The organism is Candidatus Brachybacter algidus (assembly GCF_016707225.1).
GTDB classification, from domain to species: domain Bacteria; phylum Bacteroidota; class Bacteroidia; order Chitinophagales; family Saprospiraceae; genus Parvibacillus; species Parvibacillus algidus.
Genome location: NZ_JADJID010000002.1, coordinates 640,084 through 664,041 on the forward strand (window position 1 = coordinate 640,084; position 23,958 = coordinate 664,041).

Genomic DNA, 23,958 nt, shown 5'->3' on the forward strand with positions numbered 1-23,958 from the left:
CTTCTGTTATATTCAACAATCTTCAGTCCTTATCTGGGCTACCGATTTTTAATACAACTGTCCCAAAAAATTCACCGCTAATTATCCTATTTTGTTCATCAAAGTGATTAACTTTAATTGAATAAGGATGAGAAGAGTCTAAGCTATATCTACCAGTAAAATCCGAATTGAATTCTGAACCTCTATAAGCATCAAATAGTAAATTTCCACTGATTCCATAGTAAAATTCACCTTCTCCGGCGGGGCTAAGTAAAATTTGAAGTTGTTCTTTGACGTCATTTATGTATCTAAATCCATTTACTTCCATATGATTGTGACCTTGGACATTGTCCCATAAAATATATTTATTACCACCATTGGTGATGCCATCATTGTTTTCAGTGCATGTGGACCATGGCTTTCCGTCTATCTTGCAGCTGATGGTCATAGCTCCGGTATTAGTGACGGGAAATTGACTTCGGCATCGGTCTGGTTCTTTTTCACAACTAAAAAATAGTAATGAAAGAAGAATTGGTAAAAATAGTATTGCTTTCATGCTAAGAGAGATTTTAGGAAGAAAAAAATGGGTGATTTGAATTTCTCAATATTGAATTCTACTACTGGTAAATTTCCGACATATTAAATCTTTATCCAAATCGACCATTCTACGATTCTTTACAAATCAGCTGTTTACTGTCAAAATGCACCCATTAGTCTACATATATTAACTTTTGTAATCTATGAAACTTAACTAATGGCAATTAAATCCCACTAAGTAGAGTTTTTTTCACGAAGTAGAGCAATGATTCTCAAAGGTTGAGATAACAAGTACCACTGAGTTGCACGGAGAAAAAAAGAGTTTCACAGAGATTCAAAAGTTGCATACTAAATAGGTAGCCACCTACGGGGCAAGTCTTCATATCATGATTTGTTGTTACAAACAGGGCGGACCTACGGCCCAAATACCAATAATTATTATTTTGAATAATCAATGTCTAGGAAGAAGTATGAATTTATATGGGTTCTGGCGTCTTTAGGCGTTAAATGTTTGTAATTAATGTAAATCTGATGGTTCCATGCCCCGTAGGTGGCTACCTTTTTACCCAATGACATATGACTTGAAATAAATACAATGACACTTTTTTCGTTCTGCCTGAGCGGAGTTGTATTTTGCTCTAGTCCATTTTCATCATTTCTAGAACATCACACAAATTCATGATTTCAGTGATTTTACCGCTGTAATGGTAAAAATACCGTTGTTTTGACCATTACATTGGTAAAAAATACGATTTCCAGAACTCTATCCTTTAAAGGAATTAAGCTTTTTGGCACAAATGTTGGAGCTGTATTATTATACCTTTGCTTCATTCTACCTTCTGAACCGCACTCCTTTCCGACACCCCATTTTCATTCACCGCCTCAATACTGAAGTAATACGCTTTCTCACTATCCATCGCTTTGTAATAATATTCATTGGCATCGTGGACCATGATGCAGTTGTAAAGTTTGTCAGGCGATAATCCTGTGTAAATATTATATGCATAAGCGTTGGCAACGGGTGTCCATTTTATCCAGGCGCTTCGTTTATCCTTTTCAGTCCTGAGGACGATCAATTGTTTTACTTTACCAGGTTTGTCCCCCAGACCATTTCCAAAGACTCTTAATCCGCTGATGGCAAATTTACCTGTTGGCATGTGGATATTTTCAAGTTTGATATACCGTGCCCGAATAGGTTTTTCTAATTGTACGAAATCATGGGGAACATCTGTTTTATTTTGACTCTTGTCGACGATGACATTCCATTTTTTGCTATCCAAAGAAGCATAGATCTTATATTGATGAAATACGCCTAGTGATTTACCTAAAAACTCTGCTCCAACATCCTGATCCGCATAATTGACCTGAATGGCATTCACTTCTGAAATATTTCCAAGATCGCTTGATATCCATTCACCAGAATTAGCTGTTGCGGCGCTCCAGTATGTCCGTATACTTTCATCGACTACATTATTCGCTGTGTAGGCGCCAAGTGTAGAGGATACCATGACCGGTTTCTTATAATTCAGCAACATCCAACCGGTAAATCCACCGTCACCATTTGGTGAATAATTATCTGCTCTCGGCCCATCTGCCATAAAATGCGGATAGTCGCCAAACGCTGTATTGGTGTACATCATGCCATCCTTATCAAAGCCTGTTGGCCATAGGCCCAATCTTCTTTCGAAGTTATTCTTTACTGAAATAGCAATTGTTGAGGTGTGCCAATAATTGCCGTATTTATCTTTCAAAGTACTTCCATGTCCTGAACCACGTGCAAAACCACCCGGTTTGTAGCTGAAAGGATCAGATTGTGGAAAGAAAGGACCAAGCGGCATATCTCCGACGACCACGCCATCGGCATATCCGCTAAATTCTGTGCCGGGAGCGCCATATTGCAGATAGTATTTACCATTATGTTTGGTCATATGTGCACCTTCGATAAATGCATCAAGAAAGGTATTGTCCATGTATTCACCGAAGCGTTGCCAACCATAGCGCCATCCTTCGAGGAGGTACATCTCTTTTCTTGTCCCTTTGGGCATAAGTGTTTTTCTATTCAACTCTATACCATACAATGGAAATTTATTACTACTACCATTGTACATATACAACTTGCCATCATCGTCCGCGAAGAAGTCAGGATCCCATCCACCGATGTCAAATGAATCCACAGCTACTTTCCAGACATTATTTTTAGGATCTGTGCTCATCCAGATGGAGAAATTATTAGAATAAGTGGAGCCGAAGACGATCATCGTATCTCCCATGACTCCGACGGCCGGAGCGCACAATTCGTCTTTTACATTATTCCATGGTCTGAGAAATTTCTTTGGAATAAAGTTCCACTGAAGCATGTCACTACTCCACCAGTAACCCCACTGATTGGTGCTAAAGAGGTAATACTCATTTTTATAATTGACCATTACAGGATCGGCAGTGGCGCGATGTCGGCCCCATTCGCTGAAATTCTCGAAAGGCGTGTAACCATAGTCGAGGTTCATGGGATTGCAGTAGGTGGTCTGTTGGGCATAAGTCATCTGTGAAAACAGAAATAACAGCGTACAAAGTATAGAGGAATATTTCACAAAGCGGTATTTTTTGAATAAGGATTAAAAGTAAGAAAGTAAGGGGATTTGGGGAAGGAAAAAATTGGGTGAAAAAATATGAAGTAGGCGCACTGTCAATAAATATTTATTAGTATATTTACATACCCAAATTTTAAATCATGGAAACAAAATTCAAAAGCCTTTCTGTCTTTGCATTTCAGACTAAATTTCCTTCTGAACAAAGTTGTTACAAATATCTTTCTGAGCTCAAATGGTCTGCTGGATATCAGTGTCCTAAATGTGACAATCTTAAATATTGTAAAGGAATAAATGAATTCGATCGGCAATGTACTAAGTGCAGTCATCTTGAGAGTCCAACAGCCGGAACGTTATTTCACAAAATGAAATTTTCGATTCTTAAAGCTTTTTGGATCATTTATTATATTTCAACAAACAAAAAAGGAATCGCTTCGACTGAATTAAGTCGAAAGCTTCAACTTAGACAAAAAACTTGCTGGTTGTTTAAGCAAAAGGCAATGCAGGCAATGGAAAGCAGCGATAGACATCCGTTAGAAGGCAATGTTGAAATATGTAAATTTACTATAGGTTCCAAGAAAAGGATTGGCAAAAACAAAGCAAAAGAGACATCTAGATTAATTGTAATTGGGATTGAAAAGAAAGCAAAGGGTGTTAGCAGGATATATGCAAGGGAAATACCCAGGATATCTAATTCAGCGATTAAAAATTTTGAAGAGGATAAAATTTCAAATGATTGTTTTTCAATAAGAATGAAGACAAATAATAATGGAAAATTCGACCTCGTAACGAGAGTAGTTGACGGTTTAAAATCCTGGTTAAAAGGTATCCATCACCATGTGTCCTTACTTCAAAACTACCTTAATGAATACTGTTACAGGTATAACCGGCACTTGATGAAAGAGGAAATTTTTGATGATTTGCTTGTTCGGATGGTTAAACATGAGCCCAGGACTTATTCTGACATTGTTAACTATGTGCCTAATTCGTGAATTTTGGATACCTCTTGCCAATCAAAACCCCTTTCCCTAAGAAAATTAACATTTAACATTATTTTGCATTCTTCGCCATATTTTCCAAATCTTCTTCCATCGTAGCACAATTGCTTAATTTTTATAAAGCAAAGCCATCAGCCATCAGATTTTGGCTCTCAGCTATAGGCAGTAAGCATTAGCCGTGGTAACAACATTATACTACTCAACATGCTGCACCATATTTTCAATTGTCCATTTTCAATTTTCAATTCAACCCTTCTTTTGGAAGAAAACAATTCAGCCTTCCACAGCAGAACCATTAGCTATTAGCCATCATCCATAGACTGTATTCCACCTTCTCACCTTCTCACCTTTATTCCTTCATTTTTTATTTAGAACCATTCTAATTTACTTACGTTATGATACTAAAGTGTATCTTAAATCCTATTTTTGTTCCTATCAATTTTTAATAAATAGTAGATGACATCAGCAGCATATTGGCCCATCCTCATACAATTAATCGTAGCACTCAGTTTTGTAGTGGTGACGTTGTGGGGGACTCACATGTTGGGCCCAAAAAGGAAGAATAAACTAAAGGATTCCAACTGGGAATGCGGTATCGAATCACAAGGCAATGCAAGGCTTCCGGTTTCGATTAAATACTTCATGACAGCCATTCTCTTCGTATTATTTGACGTAGAAGTAATCTTTTTCTATCCTTACGCTGTTAATTTTATTGAGATGGGCATGGAAGGTTTTCTTGCTGTGCTTATGTTCATCGGATTTTTCATGATCGGATTCATTTATATCTGGAAGAAAGGTGCACTTGAATGGGACAGATAGTCCGTTATCATTATTGAACAAATTAAATATCTATTTAGATGTCTGATATAAAATTAGTAGATGCACCACCAGGAGTTGAAGGACAGGGATTCTTCGCGACCTCACTGGATAAAATGGTAGGTCTCGCCAGAGCCAATTCATTATGGCCTTTACCATTCGCGACATCATGCTGCGGCATCGAATTTATGGCGACAATGGGTTCCAACTATGACTTAGCCCGTTTCGGGATGGAAAGGATGAGTTTCTCTCCACGCCAGGCCGATATCCTCATGGTCATGGGTACAATTGCAAAAAAAATGGGTCCTATCCTCCAACAGGTTTATGTACAGATGGCCGAACCCAAATGGGTGCTTTCTGTAGGTGCATGTGCATGTAGTGGTGGCATCTTTGATACATATAGCGTATTGCAAGGTATAGACAAGGTCATTCCGGTAGACGTATATGTGCCCGGTTGTCCTCCTCGACCCGAACAGATCATGGATGGCATTCTGAAGATCCAGGAACTCGCCAAGAACGAATCCCTGCGCAGAAGACATTCACCTGAATACAAAGAATTGATGGAAAAATACAACATCAACTAAGATGACAGAATTGAGCAGCGAAGACATATTAAATGGCTTGAAATCAAAGTTTCCGGCTTTAGAAATTCCTTTTGCCGAAACATACGGTATGTTGACCATTGAAGTGCCAAGAGAAAATATTATCGAGGTGCTTCGCCATTTGAAAGATGACCCTGAAATGGGATACAGCTTTCTTACCGATTTGTGTGGCATACATATTCCAGCTGATGTAGAGAAGGAAATGGGAGTGATATATCATCTGCACAACTGGCAGTCTAACAGAAGGATTCGTGTGAAGACTTTTTTCAAAATTGGTGACCCTTCCGTCGACAGTGCCACTGTGCTTTGGTCCGGAGCCAATTGGATGGAGCGTGAAACATACGATTTCTATGGCATTACATTTAATGGACACCCGAATATGACGCGTATCCTCAATGTAGATGAAATGGACTACTTCCCGATGAGAAAACAATATCATTTGGAAGATGCTACTCGTGAGGATAAAGAGGACAAGTTCTTCGGCCGGTAAATTTTACTTTGGAGCGTTTCACTTTCTTCATAAATCATGTGGAGGATTTCAAAATTAATTCTGAACATTTAATTATTCAGACAACTGAAAAAAATATTATGAGTGTTGAAAAATGGCAAAATATAGGTCTAGATGGTAAAACCCATTCTTATGATAGCATCGAAGGAGAATTAGCAACGCTCAACCTTGGGCCTACGCACCCTGCGACACACGGTATTTTTCAAAATGTCCTCAAGATGGACGGGGAGCGCATACACAGTGCTGAGCCTACAATAGGATATATACACAGAGCCTTTGAGAAACTGGCAGAAAGACGACCATTTAATCAAGTAACTCCTATTACCGATAGGTTAAATTATTGTTCCTCTCCCATCAATAATATTGGCTGGCATCTTACGGTAGAAAAACTGGCTGGTATCACTGTCAATAAACGTGTTGATTACATGCGGGTCATCATAATGGAATTGGCAAGAATTACTGATCATTTAGTTTGTAATGCCGTCATAGGAGTTGATACGGGTGCTTTGACCGGTTTCACTTATATGATGCAATGGAGAGAAAAAGTATATGAATTGTACGAGGAAGTTTGTGGTGCCAGATTGACTACAAATATCGGTCGAATAGGAGGCTTTGAAAGAGATTTTAATCAGACATTTCACACGAAGTTAAAGGCGTTTTTAAAAGAATTTCCAAAAGCCTTTCAGGAGTTTGCGAATTTATTGGAGCGCAACAGGATCTTTATGGATCGGACGATAGGCGCAGGTTCTATCTCAGCTGAAAGAGCATTGGCTTATAGTTTTACAGGCCCAAATTTAAGAGCCGCCGGCGTTGATTACGATGTCAGAGTAATGGATCCATATTCATCTTATCAAGATTTTGACTTCAGCATTCCTGTAGGTGAAAGTGGGGATACTTATGACCGTTTTATGGTGCGACAGGAAGAGATTCTTCAAAGTTTGAAAATAATACAACAAGCATACGATAATTTGCCAGAGGGCAACTATCATAGCGATGTTCCCGAATACTATTTACCTGAAAAGGAAGAAGTTTACAGAAGTATGGAGGCGCTTATCTGGCACTTTAAGGTCGTCATGGGGGAAACGCCCATCCCTAAAGGTGAAGTTTACAATTGCGTCGAAGGTGGTAACGGTGAATTAGGTTTTTATCTTGTAAGCGACGGTGGACGTACACCTTACCGACTCCATTTCCGCAGACCTTGCTTCATTTACTATCAGGCATTTCCAGAGATGATCACGGGCGCTTTTCTATCGGACGCTATTATTACTATGAGTAGTATGAATGTGATAGCGGGGGAGTTGGATGCGTAGGTGAAATATTTTTCATTGATTTGTAAAGTTTACAAGATATCTGGTATCCTCTTTCTAGTATTGGTAAAATAATGTGCAATTTCCACTTTATTGCCTTTTGAAATGTCTGATAATAAAATTACTTTAGGAATATTGGCTTTTGCATACAATGATAATTCTACTCTAACTCTTTCTTTTTCCTTTCCATCAGCTTCCTCGCCGAACTTTCACTCACTACTTTTTTACCAGTTTTTTCTTCAATTTCTTTTCGTGTATTGCCCGCAATGGTGCCACCTTGATTTGCTATAATTTTATTTTCTGCAAATGTTGTAGGCTTCTTTTCTTTACTTATTTCCGTCGTAGTGGCTTCTGCAAGCATATTAAGCACCAATTCAAGATTGGTCATATTGTCTCTTAGATTTTCCTTTTTAAGGTCTTTATGCTTTTTGTATTCATTCACGGAAAGTCCACTCCAAGCCTTTGTGATTTCATCTGTAAGAATGGCGTATTCTCCTCCTTTTTTAACACCTCTTTCATCCCATTCATCAGTAAGCTCTTTGCGAACTTCTATACTTTTCAGTCTTTGATTTATCCAATCCTTAGTATATCCTTTTTTAAGATAAGTTTCCATTAGTCTATCGATACCAATTTCAGGATCTGCTATTTCGTCAATACGTTCGCGAGCTACCTTGGCTATCCATAATTTGAAAGGCTCTGCTTTGGGAGAGGGCACACTTTGAATTAGCCTGATTAATTGTTCAGTATCAGCTACATCTGTTTTATAGAATTTGCCATCAGAAGATTGCATTTTCAGTTGGTTACAATTTGTAACCAACTCACTTCCTTCTTTTGTAAGCCTATGTTTCAACACTTTCCAATAATTGTTTGGATTGGAGCTATCAGTTAATATACTTACTACATCCACAATAGAAAAGTACCACTTTTCTTCTTCTTCATTCCACACAGAGCGAATTTGTTTTTCTTCGAATAATTTGATGGCTTGTTTCTGTTCCATAAGATTGTAATTTTAATTAGTGATTTATTTATGTTCATTTAATTTTAAAAGTGGAGAATCTGATGCATAAGGGACCTTTCCTGAAGGAACTACTTTGGATGAATCAGTCAAATGAACCTCTTGATCATCGAAAAATATGTGAGCTCCAAACGCCTTTAAGACAGCATCTTTGGAAAGCCCTCCTAAAAAATATGCTTCATCCACATAAACACCCCATTTGCGAAGTGTCTTTATGACTCTCATGTGGGAAGGGGCATTCCGGGCAGTGACGATGGCGATTCGTAAAGGAGATAGTTCGATTGTTGTGGGCAATTCTTCCTGAATCTTAGAAAGTTTTATAAGCAACTTTGCGAAAGGTCCTTCACCTAATGGCACGTCCTGATGTTCTTGTTCGTATTTATGAAATGCTTCAATTCCCTCAGTTTTGTACCTGTGCTCTGAGTCATCAGAAAACAAAACTGCATCTGCATCAAAGGCAATTTTAACCATATTGTCTGTTGGTTTAAATTCAGTTGGTGGTTCATAGATATATGCTGCAGCACATTTTTTTGAATCAATGACGCTTTGAACATCGTTCATATCTTTGCTTAGAAATAGATCAATATCGAACGCATCTATATAAGGTGCCAAGGACTCACCGCCACTGAATGCCATTCTGGTGATATCTAAACTATACTTTTCTACGGAGTTCATTATCCTTACACCTGTTTCAGGACTATTGCGTGACATTACGATCACTTCAACAATTCTTTTATTCGCATTTTTGCTTAAATGAAGCAAACTCTGAACAAGGTGAAATGCTGTGCCCGGCTCCAATGGATCTTCTTCATGCTCCAATTGATATTTTCTAAAGCCTGAAATTCCTTCAGTATTAAAAATCTCATTTTCTTTTTCAAGGTTGAATAGTGCTCGACTGGAAACACCCACCACCAATATATCGGTAAACTCTATTGCCATTATTTATTGCTCTTTTTATTATATCTAATTTTTTCTTCTGCGACCTGCATCGCCTGTAGAGCAAGATCTTCGTCTAGCACCTGATAGTAAAGCTTATCAGAGAGCCAAGCTATTAATATTTCATTTTTTTGATCCTCATAAAAGTTAGCAAGAGATCGCACCTGGTCTTTTGTTGGCATTCGCTTGTCCTGCTCAATTTTACTCAAAAGTGCTGGATCTATGGACAGTTGTGCTCCAACTTCCCTAAGTAATAACCCTTTGATTTCTCTCAATTCACGCAATATAGCACCTATTGTTTTATTCATTTTCTATTGCTATTTGTAGAATTTTTAGATATTCTATATTTATACATGTATTATATTGTCTTGACAAAGATTGTCAAATATACAAATATTATTTTATTTTTCCTCAAAAGTTTCTGCTATTTTTTACATTTGAAGAAAACCCACCAATTCAATGTATTTAAATTAACTATTTAATTCTTAAACACTTTATTTGATGGTTGAAATTAATGATCTGGACGCCCTTACATCTGTGCTTAATAAACTCCAAGATGACACTCCGGCTGTCTGGGGTAAGATGTCTGCCCAAAATATGATTGAACATATTTCATCAATCGTTCTTTTTTCAAATGGAAGAAAATCAATACCCTTATTATTTCCTGAGGAAAAAGCTGCTTCCTTAAAAGCTTATCTTATAGATAGTGATAATGAGTTTCCAAAGAATTTTAAAGCACCATTAATTGGCGAAGAACCATTGGCGTATCGTTTTGAAAGTTTGGATGCTGCTAAAGCTGCCTTGTTTAAAGAACTTAAAAATTATTCCAATTACCATAACGAAAACAATGACGCAGTAATAATGCATCCCACCCTTGGACTTTTAGATCAGAGGGAATGGACCATATTTCACAACAAACATTTTACCCACCATTTCAAACAGTTTAATCTGATCTGAGATGACAAAACACACGACTAATTATTACAATACATTTATAGAAGTTGCACCCGACTATACTAAAAGTGAGAGTTTAGTGCCACCTATCAAAGGCGACAAACAAACTGTGGCCAATATCCAATTTGACATGATCCGTTCACAACCTTATACTTTCACATCGGACGATGTCATTTTCAATACATTTGCTGTGAAAAATGATATAGCCAATAGTGAACTCGTAAGTGAAAGGGAAAAATTCTTCTCCAAAGGCCAACCCTGCATGCGCGCCAGCCCATTGACCAAATCCTACGGATGGGGAGTGCATTGCAATATTGATGGCAAATTAGCATTGATCGGCATGGAGACAGATGCATATGAACAGTTTGTAAAAGATGACACGCTAGGTCATGTGAAGGCAATGCGGTCGAAGAGGGGATAGGGGTGGTTGTCTGAACCACTGATTGTCACTGATTAAATGATTTCACTGATCTTTAAGTAACGTAAGAAAATCAGTGTCATCCGAGCAATCCTTTTAAATCCGTGATTCAGACAACATAGGTAATGGGTAATCGGTAATAAGAGCTGGCTGAATTTCACGGATTAGGAGGCAGGCGATTTTGTTGATGTTGGATGTTGAATGTTGAATTTTGGATGAAAGAGCAGACGGAACTTCTTGATATGGATATCCGGCGATTATTGTGCTGTAAAAAATAAAGTCGATTACCGGCCTAAAGCTTACAGCCTAAAGCTAATTAGTGAATTCGCAATATCGTATCTTAGAAGGCCATTCTAATCCCGAATAAGATTATCTACTCCTTTTAGTCGTGATATTCTAGCTCGGGACTTCCACTACGCTCCAGTTTCTAACTTCTAACTTCAAATCAATGATTCAGACGATTATTTTTCCTACCTAATTACCATATAATGAGTATATTGCATTACCCTAAGTGATTATGAGGCCAGAAAGTTTGTCAAAGAGGATGGCAGGGATGATTTTATTTAGCAACAATTTTAATCATCATACAAATTCAATGAACATGAAAAATACTCAACAATTAAAAACAAGCTTTCTCTTTTTATTTATTTTTATTTATTCTTTCCAATTAATTAGCGCTCAAAATCCAACCTTATTTACAGTTAAAGGTCATGTGTCAGGATATGGTAATATCGGAGTGCCTCATGACGTAAGAATTTATGTCAATGGTATTCTTAACGATGCCGTCATAACAGGAAATGGCAATTTTAGTATTATCACGTCCGATTCTAACATCAAGGTGGAATTGAAGCAAGGAACTGACTGTCTGAATGGTGTCAATGTGGGTGATATCATTAGAATGCAAAATCATATAATAGGAAAAACGCAGCTAGATGAACCAAATAAATTATTGGCAGGTGATGTAAATCATGATCTAAAGCTCTCAATATTGGACATTATTATGATCAGAAGTCTTATACTGGGCAAAAATGACATATTTGTCAATAACCGCTCATGGTCTTTTGTTGATGCTGACTTTCCTATCAATACTTTAAATTGGAATCAGGTGAATCACTTCATTCAAGTAAATACTTCGGATCCAAAAGTTATTGAGTTTAAGGCGATCAAATTGGGTGATGTTGATCTTAATGCTCATGCTGATTAAAATTTCGACCTGATTAAAATCAAAGTCGCGCGGGATGGTTGAGTAATTATTGGATTTAAATTTATGGTTCAATTGATCGAGCTATAGGCTAATTATAAAATATTTTCTATTAGCATTTCTTTAAGAATTTAATTGCACTTGCTTGCAGGGCAGGACCATCAGCTATTGGCCATCAGCCATTTCACCATTTCAAATATTGCCCTTGATTAAAATCATGGGCTATTGAACGCGAAGGATGTAATATATTTAATAAATTTAACTGCGCTCGCTTGTTGAGCAGGGCCATCAGCCATCAGCTATTGGCCTTTTTACATCAGCCATATCACTCTCCCTAAATTCAAAATCAAAAATCCCCGCCCAATCTGTGCGCCATTTTCAATTTTCAATTTTCAATTCCTCAAATGAGGAATTTACCTCCTCTTAAACAAATCTCTTCCCGGGAAGATGCCACTCTCCAACAATTCCTCCTCGATGCGAAGTAATTGATTGTATTTAGCGATCCGGTCAGAACGAGATGCAGAACCTGTTTTGATTTGACCGGTATTCAATGCGACAGCCAGGTCAGCGATCGTTGTATCTTCTGTCTCGCCTGAACGGTGACTCATTACAGAATTAAAACCTGCTTTTGTAGCCATTTGAACTGCTTCAATTGTTTCTGTAAGCGTACCGATTTGATTCACTTTGACAAGAATAGCATTGGCTGCTTGTTCTTTGATACCTCTGCTTAACCTTTCTGTATTGGTGACAAAAAGGTCATCTCCTACGATTTGTACTTTTTTACCAACATCAGCAGTGAGTTTTGTCCATGACTTCCAGTCATCCTCTGCAAGGCCATCTTCTATTGAACAAATCGGGTATTTTTTAACCCATTTTTTCCAATAATCTACCATTTCATCACCGGAAAGTTTCTTTCCATCAGATTTTTTGAAGTGGTATACTTTATTTTTTTCATCGTAGAATTCCGTTGCAGCAGCATCCAATGCGATCATCACATCCTCGCCAGGAGTATAACCTGCTTTCTCTATCGCTGTTAATACCATTTCTATGGCTTCTTCATTTGATTTGATGTTGGGTGCAAATCCACCTTCATCACCTACATTCGTGGAATATCCTTTATCCTTAAGAACGATTTTTAAATTGTGAAATATCTCAACACCCATTCTCAATGATTCAGAGAAATATGGCGCTCCGATAGGCATGATCATAAATTCCTGAAAGTCAATGCTATTGTCAGCGTGGCTTCCACCATTCAAAATATTCATCATTGGTACAGGAAGTGTGCATGCATTGATACCTCCGATATAACGATAAAGTGGTTGACCGGATTCCATAGCAGCAGCTTTTGCTACAGCAAGAGAAACACCCAAGATGGCATTTGCTCCGAAATTTGCTTTATTTTTGGTACCATCGGCATCTCTCATCACCTGGTCTATCTCTCTTTGTTGAGAAACGTCCATGCCTACTACTTCCTCTCGGAGTTCATCATCAACATGTTTGCAAGCATTGATAACGCCTTTGCCAAGATATCTCTTTTTATCGTTATCTCTAAGTTCTACAGCCTCATGTTTGCCGGTAGATGCCCCGGATGGCACCGCAGCGCGACCTACAGCACCTTCTTCCGTTAATACTTCAACTTCTATGGTCGGGTTTCCACGTGAATCCAGGATTTCTCTTGATCTGATATCAACTATTGCACTCATTTTGCTATTTTTATTAAATTATAAAGTGAAAGTATGAAAAATTATCAGACTTTCCGAATACTTATTGTTAATTAAACACTAACCGCTGCTTCTTTATTTGAAAGGCTAGCGATCAATTGTACGAATTCATCGAATAAATAACGGCTATCAAATGGCCCGGGACTAGACTCCGGATGATATTGCACTGAGAATACAGGTTTATTTAACCATTTCAATCCTTCTACACTATGGTCATTAAGATTGATGTGTGACGCCTGAACTTCCGACTCAAATGACTCGATTGATGACCTGACAACGCCGAATCCATGATTCTGGCTGGTGATCTCACCAAGGCCAGTATTCACATTCAATACCGGATGATTGATACCTCTATGACCGTATTTTAATTTTTCTGTCTGCATACCTTCTGCCAAAGCCAATAATTGATGCCCCAGACAGATACCAAATACAGCTTTGCCGGAAGCCATTATTTTTTTTGAAGTTTCGATGGCATAATCCATAGAAGCAGGATCGCCCGGGCCATTGGATAGAAAATAGCCGTCAGGATTCCAGGCTTGGACCGCTTCGAATTCAGATCTGGCAGGAAAGACCTTCATATAGCAACCTCGGGCAGCCAATGAATCAAGAATGTTTTGTTTGCATCCGTAATCCATCACAGCCACTTTGAAAGGTGCATTCGGATCTCCTGCGTAATATGATTCAGGAGTAGAAACGGCACTTGCCAGTTCGCAGCCGTCCATGGAAGGCACTTGCTGCAACAACCCTTTTAGTTTGTGCTCATCCATCTCAGTGGAAGAAATAATGCAATTCATAGCACCTTTGCTTCTGATATGTCTTACAAGTGCTCTGGTATCGATGTTGGAGATACCTACAACTCCGTTTTCCTCCAGAAAATCCTGAAGAGAATTAGTCGCCAACTTTCTGGAAAAGAACTCAGAGAAATTTTTGACAATAAGCCCATTGATCTGGACTTTTCTCGATTGATTTTCGTTGGATGCTGCACCGTAGTTGCCTATGTGCGCATTGGTCATGGTGATGATTTGTCCGGCATAAGAAGGATCTGTAAAGATCTCCTGATAACCGGTCATTCCTGTGTTGAAGCAGATCTCTCCGGTCGTAATGCCGGCTTTGCCGATGGCATATCCTTCAAATTTTCTTCCGTCCGCTAGCAATAAGATGGCCTTTGGATTCTGTTCGTATGGTATCATTGGAAAAATTTGAACGCAAAAGTAAGCATATAATCAGATATGCGATAAAAGATCTCAAATGTTTTGAAATAAATTGAGTGACCCTTCTTTAAATACGGTCCTTAATAATTAAGGCACTATCCTTGGGTATTCTATTTTTACTATCCCAGAAAGCACTAACATTGGTTATCTTCCATGAACTATCATGATAAATCATTAGCCGGCTTTCACGACTTACACCATAGACTGGCTTATCGGAATATTCATTGTACTGCACCCAGGTAAGGTATGCCGCAGTGTCAGATAAAAATCTTGTATGTATTTCTTTGCGAAAAAAACTGGGATGAATAACTGTCTCGCCACTTTTATAATATTTTTCGATCCAACTTTTTCCTTGTCGATCGATCGCATTCCAGCCCTGTGCAGAACTGAAACTCCCATCATCATTATTCCAGGTCTGACTACTTATGGTGTCATGCAACCAACAATTCTTCCATCCTTCATAGTTACTGGCATAGAAATAAGCAGTTTCATTATCGATCACATGCATAATGGAATCAGTTTGCGATGACCAATAACTTTTATCTTTAGCTTCCTTGCTAGAATTTTTTTCGTCCGAACAAGAAATAAATATAGTGATAGTTAAAAGAAGGAAAAGGAATTTCATAGCCGAATTTTCAGCTAAGCTAATAATTTAAAGGATAAAAACCAACAAGATTGGGTAAATTGACCAAAATAATTAACTACAATGAAATCACCAGAAATGAAGATATACATAATGAAAACAGAAATCAAACACTAACTGCAATTGATATTGGATTAGATCGTCTATGCAGTCTGGAATTGATTTTTCTTCATCGCTAAATAATCTTCAAAACTTGCAAGACTCTCTTTAATCCCACTTGGCAAGATCTCTATAATTCTGTTAGACACCGTCTCCATCAATTGATGATCATGACTGTTGAAGATGATATTTCCCTTAAAATTCTTCATCGCATCGTTCAATGTGATGATAGATTCAAGATCCAGGTGATTGGTAGGATCATCCAATAGCAATAAGTTTGGATGTGAAAGCATCATGCGTGAAAGCATGCAACGTACTTTTTCTCCTCCACTTAATACACTCGTTTTCTTGAACACTTCTTCTCCTGAGAACAACATTCTACCTAAGAATCCACGGATAAACTGTTCGTCTTTTTCTTCTGAAAATTGTCTTAACCAATCTATCAAACTCATATCATGCACTCCTGTGAAAAATTCTGAATTATCATTCGGGAGGTAGGCATACTGGATGGTCTGACCCCAGGCGATCGTCCCTGAATCTGGCTCTTCCTTACCGGAAATTACATCGAAAAAGGCTGTCATAGCAGCTGCCCGATCACAGATAATACCGACTTTTTCTCCTTCATTCAATTGGAAGTTGACCTTTTCAAAAAGCATAACGCCATTTTTATCTTTCTTGCTCAGATTGTCAACTTTAAGGATGATGTCACCAGGCAGTCTGTCAGGAAGAAATGCGATAAATGGATATTTACGCGTGGAAGGCTTTATCTCGTCTAAATTGAGTTTTTCTAGTGCCTTTTTACGACTGGTAGCTTGTTTGGACTTGGATGCATTGGCGCTGAATCGCGCGATGAAATCCATTAGCTCCTGACGTTTATTTTCAACTTTTTTATTGTTTACATCTGTCTGACGCTTCATGATCTGGCTGGTTTCATACCAGAAAGTATAGTTACCGGAGAAGATGTTGATGGCGCTGTAGTCAATGTCCACAACGTGTGTACACACCATATCCAGGAAATACCTGTCGTGAGAAACTACAATAACTATATTTTTAAAATCTGCAAGGAAGTCAGACAACCAAGTTATCGTCAAAGCATCCAGGTCATTGGTAGGCTCATCCAATAATAAAATATCCGGATCACCGAATAGTGCCTGTGCAAGTAAGATCTTGATCTTATCCGGACCTCTCAGTTCGGACATATATTTGTGGTGTAGGACTGTTGGAATACCAAGATTGCTCAATAATTCTCCGGCATCACTTTCTGCGGTCCATCCGCCCATTTCACCGAATTCTGCTTCCAGGTCAGCAGCTTTTAAGCTTTCCGCTTCGGTCGCATCCGGATCCATGTAGATATTGTTCTTCTCGATCATGATGTCATACATCTTCTTATGACCCATGATGACTGTGTCGAGGACAGAATAATTGTCAAATTCCTGATGATTCTGGCGAAGAACTGCCATCCTTTTTCCTGGTTCGATATGAACGGTGCCGCGATTGGCCTGTATTTCGTTGGAAAGAATTTTTAGGAAGGTAGATTTACCGGCACCGTTGGCACCAATGACTCCGTAGCAGTTGCCTTGAGTAAACTTGACATTGACATCTTCAAATAGGATCCTCTTTCCGTATTGGAGTGCGAGGTTTTGGACTGTTATCATTCAGTAAGAAGGTTAAATTTGGCGCAAAGGTACGAAAAAAAGAGTATTAAAGTATTGGAGTGGATAGTATTAGAGTATTAGAGTGGGGATAGAATTTGGGGCTAGAATACTCCTAACTCTGATACAGGTTAACTCCAATACTGATCAACTATAATATTTTCTAAAATCTATTTTTCGCTCCATTTCTTCGGATTATTGATGATCTAATTTGAAATGCTTGGATATGCCCTTTCATCTCTGATAATTTCATCATCATAACTTCTCAACCAAAGCTTTCCCATCTGCTGATTTTTTGATTTATATATTTCCAAACATCGACACGCCACGATTGATTTATATGCACTCATCATATCCGAAATGCTTGCCGCACGGACAACCCTTGCGGTTGTCCCTGCGCGAACCGGAACGGTTTGCGCCCCCACCACCACGATGCCATGCAAATGATTGGGCATGATTTGGAAAACATCGAAATCACAATGGGGATAACGGGCTTTTAATTCCGCCCATTCATCATGCGCTATTTGGCCGCATTCATTGAATTGCATTACACCATTTATAACTTTACCAAAACGATGTCGCATTTCTTGGCAACAAATTGTAATAAAATATGCTCCCTCTCGGGAATAATCATTTCCTTTTAAACGTAAATCTTTACGGTAAGGTAAATGTGGGTTGGTTCTCATCTTGGGTAGATTTGATTGAATACAAATTTAAATTAATTTTCTTTAAATCTTACAATAAAGAGAAATTTTTTCTCAGTCCCGATATCTCTTCAACAAATCCCCATAAGCATCAATCCTTCGATCTCGCAGAAATGGCCATATCCTTCGGACATTCTCACTGCGCGACAGATCAATTTCGACAACCGTATTTTCTTCCTTTTCATCACTTCCGAGATGTAATAATTCACCTTGTGGTCCGGCAACAAAACTCTGTCCCCAGAATTGAATACCATTTGTCACGTCTGTCCAGTCAGGTTCAAGGCCGACACGATTGACAGTGATGATAGGAAGTCCGTTTGCCACAGCATGTCCTCGTTGAACGATCTGCCAGGCATCGTGCTGTCGATTTTTCTCTTCTTGAGTATCTGTACTTTCCCAGCCAATGGCAGTGGGATAGATCAATACTTCCGCTCCGGCAAGTGCCATGAGGCGAGCCGCTTCAGGGTACCATTGGTCCCAGCAAACGAGGACGCCAAGTTTGCCGACGCTTGTTTGCAATGGTTCGAAACCGATATCTCCCGGTGTGAAATAAAATTTCTCATAATAAGCGGGGTCATCAGGGATGTGCATCTTTCGATATTTGCCAACCATAGACCCGTTAGATTCGAAAACGACGGCTGTATTGTGGTAAATGCCGGCAGCACGTCTTTCGAAAAGGGAAGTCACGAGCACCACATTGCATTCTTTTGCGATAGCAGAAAAAGCTTCAGTAGATGGTCCGGGAATGGTTTCAGCCAGATCAAACATATCGGTTTCTTCTGCCTGACAGAAATAAATTCCGGTGTGTAATTCCTGAAGGACGACCAGTTGAGCGCCATTGGCAGCACATACGCGAATGCCGGCGATGCTTTTGGCGATGTTGTTATCACGGTTGCGGTCGCATGATTGTTGGACGAGGCCTACTTTGAGTATTGACATGATAGTTTTTTTAGACTATATAATTGTGAATTGGTCAAAGACTCCCCCTTGGCCCCCTCAAAAGGGGGATATGTGGAAAATTTGATCCTTATTCTATCTAACATACAGTTGCAAATTAATTATTATTCGATAATCCCCTCTGGGAATTGCATGGTAATACAGTGCAGCGAACCATGTTGCAAAATAATCGAATTACAATCGATGGCATGAATTTCTCTATCCGGAAAGCAGACTTTCATCGCTGCAATAGCTTTTTTATCCTTTTCTTCATCACCATATATCGGTAGTAACACTGCGTCATTTATGATCAAAAAATTGGCATAGGTAGCAGGAAGTCTGTGTCCGTCCTCATGATGATATCTGGCAGGCGCCATCGGAAGCGGTACTAAATTATACGGACTGCCATCTTCCTGAGTAAAACTCAATAACTGATCTTCCATCCTTTTTAAAGAATCATAATGTACGTCTTCAACATCATCACATTGAACATATGCGATCGTATCGGGTGAACAAAATCTGGCGAGTGTATCTATGTGAGAATCCGTGTCATCCCCTTCCAGATATCCATAGTCTAGCCATAGGATCCTATCAATACCCAATATTAATTTTAAATAGGTCTCAAGGACGTTTTTTGTAAATTGAGGATTGCGGTTTGGACTGAGTAAACATTCAGTAGTTGTCAATAAGGTGCCAGCTCCATCACTTTCTAAGGCACCACCTTCTAAATTGAGACCAAGTGATTGAACAGGAATGGACCCAAAAATACCTTGCTCTTTTAAACGTTTTGTGATCAGATTGTCTTTGTCTGCCGGAAATTTAAGTCCCCAGCCATTGAACATAAAATCCAGCAATAATGGTTGGCCATCATCAAGCACTGTGATAGCGCTGTGATCTCTTGCCCATGTGTCGTTGGAAGGTAATTCTATCAGGATCAGGTTTTTTTGGTTGGCATTTTTAAGTAAAGGGCCGACTTCTTCTACATTTTGACACACCACCAATGCTTTTTCGTAAATAGTCACAATGCTAATGATCTCCACGAAGGTCGGAATGACTTTGTCCAAATCATCAGCCCAATCACTATCCTTGTGCGGGAAGGTAAAAGAGATCGCACTTTGAGGCGCCCATTCTGCCGGAAAAACTCTGTTCATTGAATATTAATATGATTGGAGGTATAAAGGTATATATAAATATTAAATGAGGAAATTATCATAATTACCGGGATGAATAAAATGCGTTTCGGCCTCCGGGTATGCGTTTGTAAATGATTTTGAAATTAAGCCTTTAGCTTTTTGATTCCACTTACATTCAAAAGCAGTAATTTTATTGTTTCCTACTTCTATTAGGTCAATTTCCTGTTGAGCCAAAGTTCTCCAGAAATACAGGTTTTTTTTCTGTTTTGTATTATTCAGATATTTCCTTCGTTCGCTAACAAACCAATTTTCCCACAATTGTCCATTGTCGTTTCTTAGTTCAATTGAATTAAATTGATTGATTACAGCATTGCGCATACCATTATCATAAAAATAAATTTTATTACTTTTTTTCAATTCGTTCCTAAGATTTCTGCTGAAGGCCGTCAAACGAAATACTATAAAAGATTTTTCCAGTAAATCAATATACCTTTCAACAGTCTCACTATTCAATCCACATAATTGCCCTAATTCATGGTAGCTTACTAATTGACCGATTTGTAATGCCAGGGCTTGAACAAGCTTTTCTAATTTATCAGGTTTTTGAATTCTCTCCCATGTCAATAGATCTTTGAATAAATAACTGTCTGATAATTCCCTTAATAGTTCTTCTTCCTGTCCCGGGTTATTGACGATTTCGGGATAGTAACCATAAATAAGCCGCTGACTTAATAGCCTTTTTTCTTCTAATAAACTTGTCTCTCCGACCATTTCTGCAAAAGAAATAGGATAAAGGTTGTATTCCCACTTTCTTCCTGTCAAAGGTTCATTTATCTTATTAGATAGCTCAAAAGCAGAGGATCCTGTTGCTATTACTTTTACATTTTCCATGTTATCATAGATGAGTTTTATGCATAATCCTATATTTTCAATTCTTTGGGCTTTATCAATTATAATCGTTTTGTTAGACCCAATGATATTTTTTAAAAGAGTAGAAGTTGGGTCTTTTAGCATCGCTCTTATATCGGCCTCATCACCATTCCAATGCGCTACAGGGCTGTTTAACTCTTTTTGCATGAGTTTTAGTAATGTACTTTTGCCAACTTGTCGTGGACCTAAAATAATAATGACTTTTCTGTCTTTTAACTTTTCTGAAATAGTATATTGAAGAGTCCTTTTTATCATATTTAGTTATTTATCCGGTAAACATGTTATTTTTCGGATCGAACCGTAAAATTAATACTTATTTTCGGATTTGACAGAAAAATTAATACTTATTTTTCGATTTTTAATTTAATCTATAAAGTTTCCCTCTCTTAAACAAAAATGCCTTGAAAAATTTTATCTTTCAAGGCATTCTCTAATCTAGTATCTAGTGTCTAGCTTCTGATTACAACATATCTATACCCAAAGCATATTCCAGCACATCCGACATACGCTCCGCATAAATAAACTTGATACCATCAACATATTGTGCAGGGATCTCCATGACATTTTTTTCATTGTCCTTACACATCATTATTTCTTTCAAACCTGCTCTTTTGGCAGCAAGCACTTTTTCCTTAATACCACCTACCGGCAATACCTTACCTCTCAAGGTGATCTCTCCTGTCATGGCCAAAAATGGACGAATTGGTTTTTTAGCGAAAGCACTGCAGATCGCAGAAAGCATTGTAACACCTGCAGAAGGACCATCTTTTGGTATGGCACCTTCAGGTACGTGAATATGGATATCATTTGTATCAAAATCGCTATCCTTGATACCTATCTGCTCAGCATGCGCTTTGACATAACTTAGAGCAGTATTAGCAGATTCTTTCATGACCTCACCAAGATTACCTGTCAGAATTAGTTTGCCTTTTCCTTTGCTAAGACTTGATTCTATAAATAGAATTTCACCACCAACAGATGTCCATGCCAATCCGATAGCGACTCCGGCCGGCTGCAGTTCTGTATAAATATCATTACTAAACCGCTGAGCTCCAAGTATTCTACGGATATCTTCAGGAGAAACACTTTTATCAAACGGCTCTTCCATAGCTACCTTAAAAGCATAATTTCGCATTACACTGCTGATCTTGTGCGATAATGATCTTACACCTGACTCACGTGTATATTCACTGATCAAGGTCTTTAGCGTTTTGTCATTGAAAGTCAATGATTTTGGCTTCAATCCGTGATTAACCATGATTTCAGGAATCAGGTGTTTAGAAGCAATATTTATCTTTTCTTCAACGCTATATCCGCTTAGGTCTATGATCTCCATTCTATCCAATAAGGCTGGCTGAATGGTATTTAAAGAGTTGGCAGTTGCGATGAATAGAACTTTTGAAAGGTCATATTCTACCTCAAGGAAATTATCATTGAATGAATTGTTCTGTTCCGGATCCAATACTTCGAGTAAGGCTGACGATGGATCGCCTCTGAAATCTTTACCTATTTTGTCTATCTCATCCAGGATAAATACCGGATTGGAAGACTGAGCCTTGCGCATGCCTTGGATGATTCTTCCAGGCATGGCGCCAATGTAAGTTTTCCTATGTCCACGGATCTCTGCCTCATCATGTAATCCACCAAGAGACATTCTGACGAATTTTCTCTTCAATGCATTGGCAATAGATTTGCCCAAAGATGTTTTACCAACTCCCGGAGGACCTACCAAACAAATTATCGGCGCCTTCATGTCCCCTTTCAATTTTAATACGGACAAGTGTTCAAGAATTCTTTCTTTCACTTTTTCCAATCCAAAATGATCTGTGTCAAGGACCTTTTTTACTTTTTTCAAGTCAAAATTATCCTTAGTGTATTCTCCCCAAGGAAGGTCAAGAAAAGTTTCCACATAGTTGATCTGTACACCATATTCAGACATCTGAGGATTCATGCGTCTCAGTTTTGCAAATTCCTTATCAAATACGGTCTTTGTTTCCTTTGACCATTTCTTAGAAGCGGCTTTCTTCTCAATGGCCTTGTATTCTTCCTCAGAACCATTCTGGCCAAGTTCCTCCTGAATTGTTTTTAATTGTTGTGATAGGAAATAATCTCTTTGTTGCTTTTCAAGGTCTGTTCTGACTTTGGATTCAATTTGTCCTTTTAAGCGCAGTAAGTTAAATTCTTCGTCCATCTTACCCAGCAACATATTAGCGAAGTCAGGCAAGTAGGCTGTTTCAAGCATTTTTTGCTTCTCTTCTACAGAAGCAGAAAGATTAGATGCAATGAAATTCATCAGAAAAGTATTGCTTTCGATATTTCGAAGCATTACTGTCGCATCTGATGGTATGTTAGGTGAAAGTTCTACGATTTCTTTTGCAAGATCTCTGATCGAACTGATCTGTGCGTCGAATTCAAGATTGTTTTCTGCAGTTATATACTCCAGCAGTACAAATCTACTTTTGAGATATGGTTCAGTTTGATCGAATTGCTCGACCATAAATCTTGACCTCCCTTGAATGATTATCGTGACAGATCCATCAGGCATCCTAAGCATCTTGTGAATCTGTGCTATCACACCTATATTGTATATATCTTCAGGTTTTGGATTTTCCATATCCTGATTCTTCTGAGTGAGGACACCAATCATTTTACCGTTGGCATATGCATCTTCTACCGCTTTGATGGACTTATCCCTATTGACAGTAATCGGAATGACGATACCTGGAAAAAGCACCGTATTCTTGATTGCAAGAATCGGTAATTGCTCCGGGTAATCAAATTTCTTATCGATGTCACGCATGTCTATCTGGATGAATGGATTATTATCCGTTTCGTCTGCGACGCCTGATGCGTGGTTAAAATATTCAAACATATGCTATATTTTTATTGCCTTAAGGCATTTTATTCTTCTAAATGTAAGTGTTCAAATCTAATTGCAAATGATATGCCATTCAGGAATAGGCGTCAAAAAGACAGGGGACATTAATGAAGGACGAAAAGTAATCAGTAATCAGTAATCAGTAATCAGTAATCAGTAATCAGTAATCAAGTAAACAATTGAGGTCATAGATAT

The 23,958-nt window shown here is 38.4% G+C and carries 22 protein-coding genes; 8 read left to right on the forward strand and 14 right to left on the reverse strand.

The window, feature by feature from the left end:
• Positions 1 to 22: 22 nt before the first annotated feature.
• Together IPI15_RS08565 and IPI15_RS08570 are read right to left on the reverse strand one after the other, a co-directional pair.
• The gene (locus IPI15_RS08565) at positions 23 to 535 is read right to left on the reverse strand and encodes a Riean_0653 family protein (protein ID WP_287401762.1); all 513 of its coding nucleotides are present in this window, start codon (positions 533 to 535) and stop codon (positions 23 to 25) included.
• An 808-nt stretch (positions 536 to 1,343) separates the two neighbouring features.
• Complete coding sequence (locus IPI15_RS08570; protein WP_353738748.1) at positions 1,344 to 3,056, reverse strand: family 43 glycosylhydrolase; 1,713 nt, start codon at positions 3,054 to 3,056, stop codon at positions 1,344 to 1,346.
• A gap of 188 nt (positions 3,057 to 3,244) precedes the next feature.
• Between IPI15_RS08570 and IPI15_RS08575 the strand changes: the two genes are divergently transcribed.
• The 5 genes from IPI15_RS08575 to IPI15_RS08595 all read left to right on the forward strand — a co-directional run bounded on the left by IPI15_RS08575 (position 3,245) and on the right by IPI15_RS08595 (position 7,335).
• Positions 3,245 to 4,093 (forward strand): transposase, encoded by an 849-nt coding sequence (locus tag IPI15_RS08575; RefSeq protein ID WP_287401764.1) that lies wholly within the window; start codon positions 3,245 to 3,247, stop codon positions 4,091 to 4,093.
• A 462-nt stretch (positions 4,094 to 4,555) separates the two neighbouring features.
• Entirely contained in the window at positions 4,556 to 4,918 is a 363-nt protein-coding gene (locus IPI15_RS08580) for an NADH-quinone oxidoreductase subunit A (protein WP_287401765.1), read from the forward strand.
• 38 nt (positions 4,919 to 4,956) lie between these two features.
• Entirely contained in the window at positions 4,957 to 5,499 is a 543-nt protein-coding gene (locus tag IPI15_RS08585; protein ID WP_287401766.1) for an NADH-quinone oxidoreductase subunit B, read from the forward strand.
• Position 5,500: 1 nt separating this feature from the next.
• A complete protein-coding gene (locus IPI15_RS08590; RefSeq protein ID WP_287401767.1) occupies positions 5,501 to 6,007 on the forward strand; it encodes an NADH-quinone oxidoreductase subunit C in 507 nt (168 codons plus the stop codon).
• A 98-nt stretch (positions 6,008 to 6,105) separates the two neighbouring features.
• Positions 6,106 to 7,335, forward strand: coding sequence for an NADH-quinone oxidoreductase subunit D (locus IPI15_RS08595; RefSeq protein ID WP_287401768.1), 1,230 nt, complete (start codon positions 6,106 to 6,108; stop codon positions 7,333 to 7,335).
• A gap of 157 nt (positions 7,336 to 7,492) precedes the next feature.
• Here the strand turns inward: IPI15_RS08595 and IPI15_RS08600 are convergent, their stop codons facing one another.
• The 3 genes from IPI15_RS08600 to IPI15_RS08610 are packed head-to-tail and all read right to left on the reverse strand — an operon-like array spanning position 7,493 to position 9,591.
• Positions 7,493 to 8,329 (reverse strand): BRO-N domain-containing protein, encoded by an 837-nt coding sequence (locus IPI15_RS08600; protein WP_287401769.1) that lies wholly within the window; start codon positions 8,327 to 8,329, stop codon positions 7,493 to 7,495.
• Between the two features lie 24 nt (positions 8,330 to 8,353).
• Positions 8,354 to 9,286, reverse strand: coding sequence for a 5'-nucleotidase (locus IPI15_RS08605; RefSeq protein ID WP_287401770.1), 933 nt, complete (start codon positions 9,284 to 9,286; stop codon positions 8,354 to 8,356).
• On the reverse strand, positions 9,286 to 9,591 hold the full coding sequence (locus tag IPI15_RS08610) for a helix-turn-helix domain-containing protein (RefSeq protein ID WP_287401771.1): 306 nt from the start codon (positions 9,589 to 9,591) through the stop codon (positions 9,286 to 9,288). Before IPI15_RS08610 ends, IPI15_RS08605 begins: the two co-directional genes overlap by 1 nt.
• Positions 9,592 to 9,784: 193 nt before the next feature.
• On the opposite strand from IPI15_RS08610, the gene IPI15_RS08615 reads away from it, so the two are divergent.
• From IPI15_RS08615 to IPI15_RS08625, 3 genes are all read left to right on the forward strand, one after another.
• Positions 9,785 to 10,240 carry a hypothetical protein gene (locus tag IPI15_RS08615; RefSeq protein WP_287401772.1) on the forward strand — a complete coding sequence of 152 codons (456 nt, stop codon included), beginning with the start codon at positions 9,785 to 9,787 and terminating at the stop codon, positions 10,238 to 10,240.
• Between the two features lies 1 nt (position 10,241).
• Complete coding sequence (locus IPI15_RS08620) at positions 10,242 to 10,658, forward strand: DUF6157 family protein (protein ID WP_287401773.1); 417 nt, start codon at positions 10,242 to 10,244, stop codon at positions 10,656 to 10,658.
• A 598-nt stretch (positions 10,659 to 11,256) separates the two neighbouring features.
• Positions 11,257 to 11,859 carry a hypothetical protein gene (locus IPI15_RS08625; RefSeq protein WP_287419896.1) on the forward strand — a complete coding sequence of 201 codons (603 nt, stop codon included), beginning with the start codon at positions 11,257 to 11,259 and terminating at the stop codon, positions 11,857 to 11,859.
• Between the two features lie 410 nt (positions 11,860 to 12,269).
• Here the strand turns inward: IPI15_RS08625 and eno are convergent, their stop codons facing one another.
• From eno to lon, 9 genes are all read right to left on the reverse strand, one after another.
• Positions 12,270 to 13,559 carry a phosphopyruvate hydratase gene (gene eno / locus IPI15_RS08630; protein ID WP_287401775.1) on the reverse strand — a complete coding sequence of 430 codons (1,290 nt, stop codon included), beginning with the start codon at positions 13,557 to 13,559 and terminating at the stop codon, positions 12,270 to 12,272.
• Positions 13,560 to 13,630: 71 nt separating this feature from the next.
• Positions 13,631 to 14,767: a glutamine-hydrolyzing carbamoyl-phosphate synthase small subunit gene (gene carA / locus IPI15_RS08635; protein ID WP_287419897.1), complete on the reverse strand. Its 1,137-nt coding sequence runs from the start codon at positions 14,765 to 14,767 to the stop codon at positions 13,631 to 13,633.
• An 88-nt stretch (positions 14,768 to 14,855) separates the two neighbouring features.
• Complete coding sequence (locus IPI15_RS08640; protein ID WP_287401777.1) at positions 14,856 to 15,413, reverse strand: hypothetical protein; 558 nt, start codon at positions 15,411 to 15,413, stop codon at positions 14,856 to 14,858.
• 161 nt (positions 15,414 to 15,574) lie between these two features.
• Positions 15,575 to 17,185, reverse strand: a complete 1,611-nt coding sequence (locus tag IPI15_RS08645) for an ABC-F family ATP-binding cassette domain-containing protein (protein ID WP_287401778.1) — start codon at positions 17,183 to 17,185, stop codon at positions 15,575 to 15,577.
• A 203-nt stretch (positions 17,186 to 17,388) separates the two neighbouring features.
• A complete protein-coding gene (locus tag IPI15_RS08650) occupies positions 17,389 to 17,868 on the reverse strand; it encodes a transposase (protein ID WP_287419899.1) in 480 nt (159 codons plus the stop codon).
• 72 nt (positions 17,869 to 17,940) lie between these two features.
• Positions 17,941 to 18,825: a carbon-nitrogen hydrolase gene (locus IPI15_RS08655; RefSeq protein ID WP_287419901.1), complete on the reverse strand. Its 885-nt coding sequence runs from the start codon at positions 18,823 to 18,825 to the stop codon at positions 17,941 to 17,943.
• Between the two features lie 122 nt (positions 18,826 to 18,947).
• Positions 18,948 to 19,973 (reverse strand): agmatine deiminase family protein, encoded by a 1,026-nt coding sequence (locus IPI15_RS08660; protein ID WP_287419902.1) that lies wholly within the window; start codon positions 19,971 to 19,973, stop codon positions 18,948 to 18,950.
• A gap of 42 nt (positions 19,974 to 20,015) precedes the next feature.
• The gene (locus IPI15_RS08665) at positions 20,016 to 21,140 is read right to left on the reverse strand and encodes an ATP-binding protein (protein ID WP_287419903.1); all 1,125 of its coding nucleotides are present in this window, start codon (positions 21,138 to 21,140) and stop codon (positions 20,016 to 20,018) included.
• Positions 21,141 to 21,345: 205 nt separating this feature from the next.
• The gene (lon, locus tag IPI15_RS08670) at positions 21,346 to 23,757 is read right to left on the reverse strand and encodes an endopeptidase La (RefSeq protein WP_287401783.1); all 2,412 of its coding nucleotides are present in this window, start codon (positions 23,755 to 23,757) and stop codon (positions 21,346 to 21,348) included.
• Positions 23,758 to 23,958: the final 201 nt, after the last annotated feature.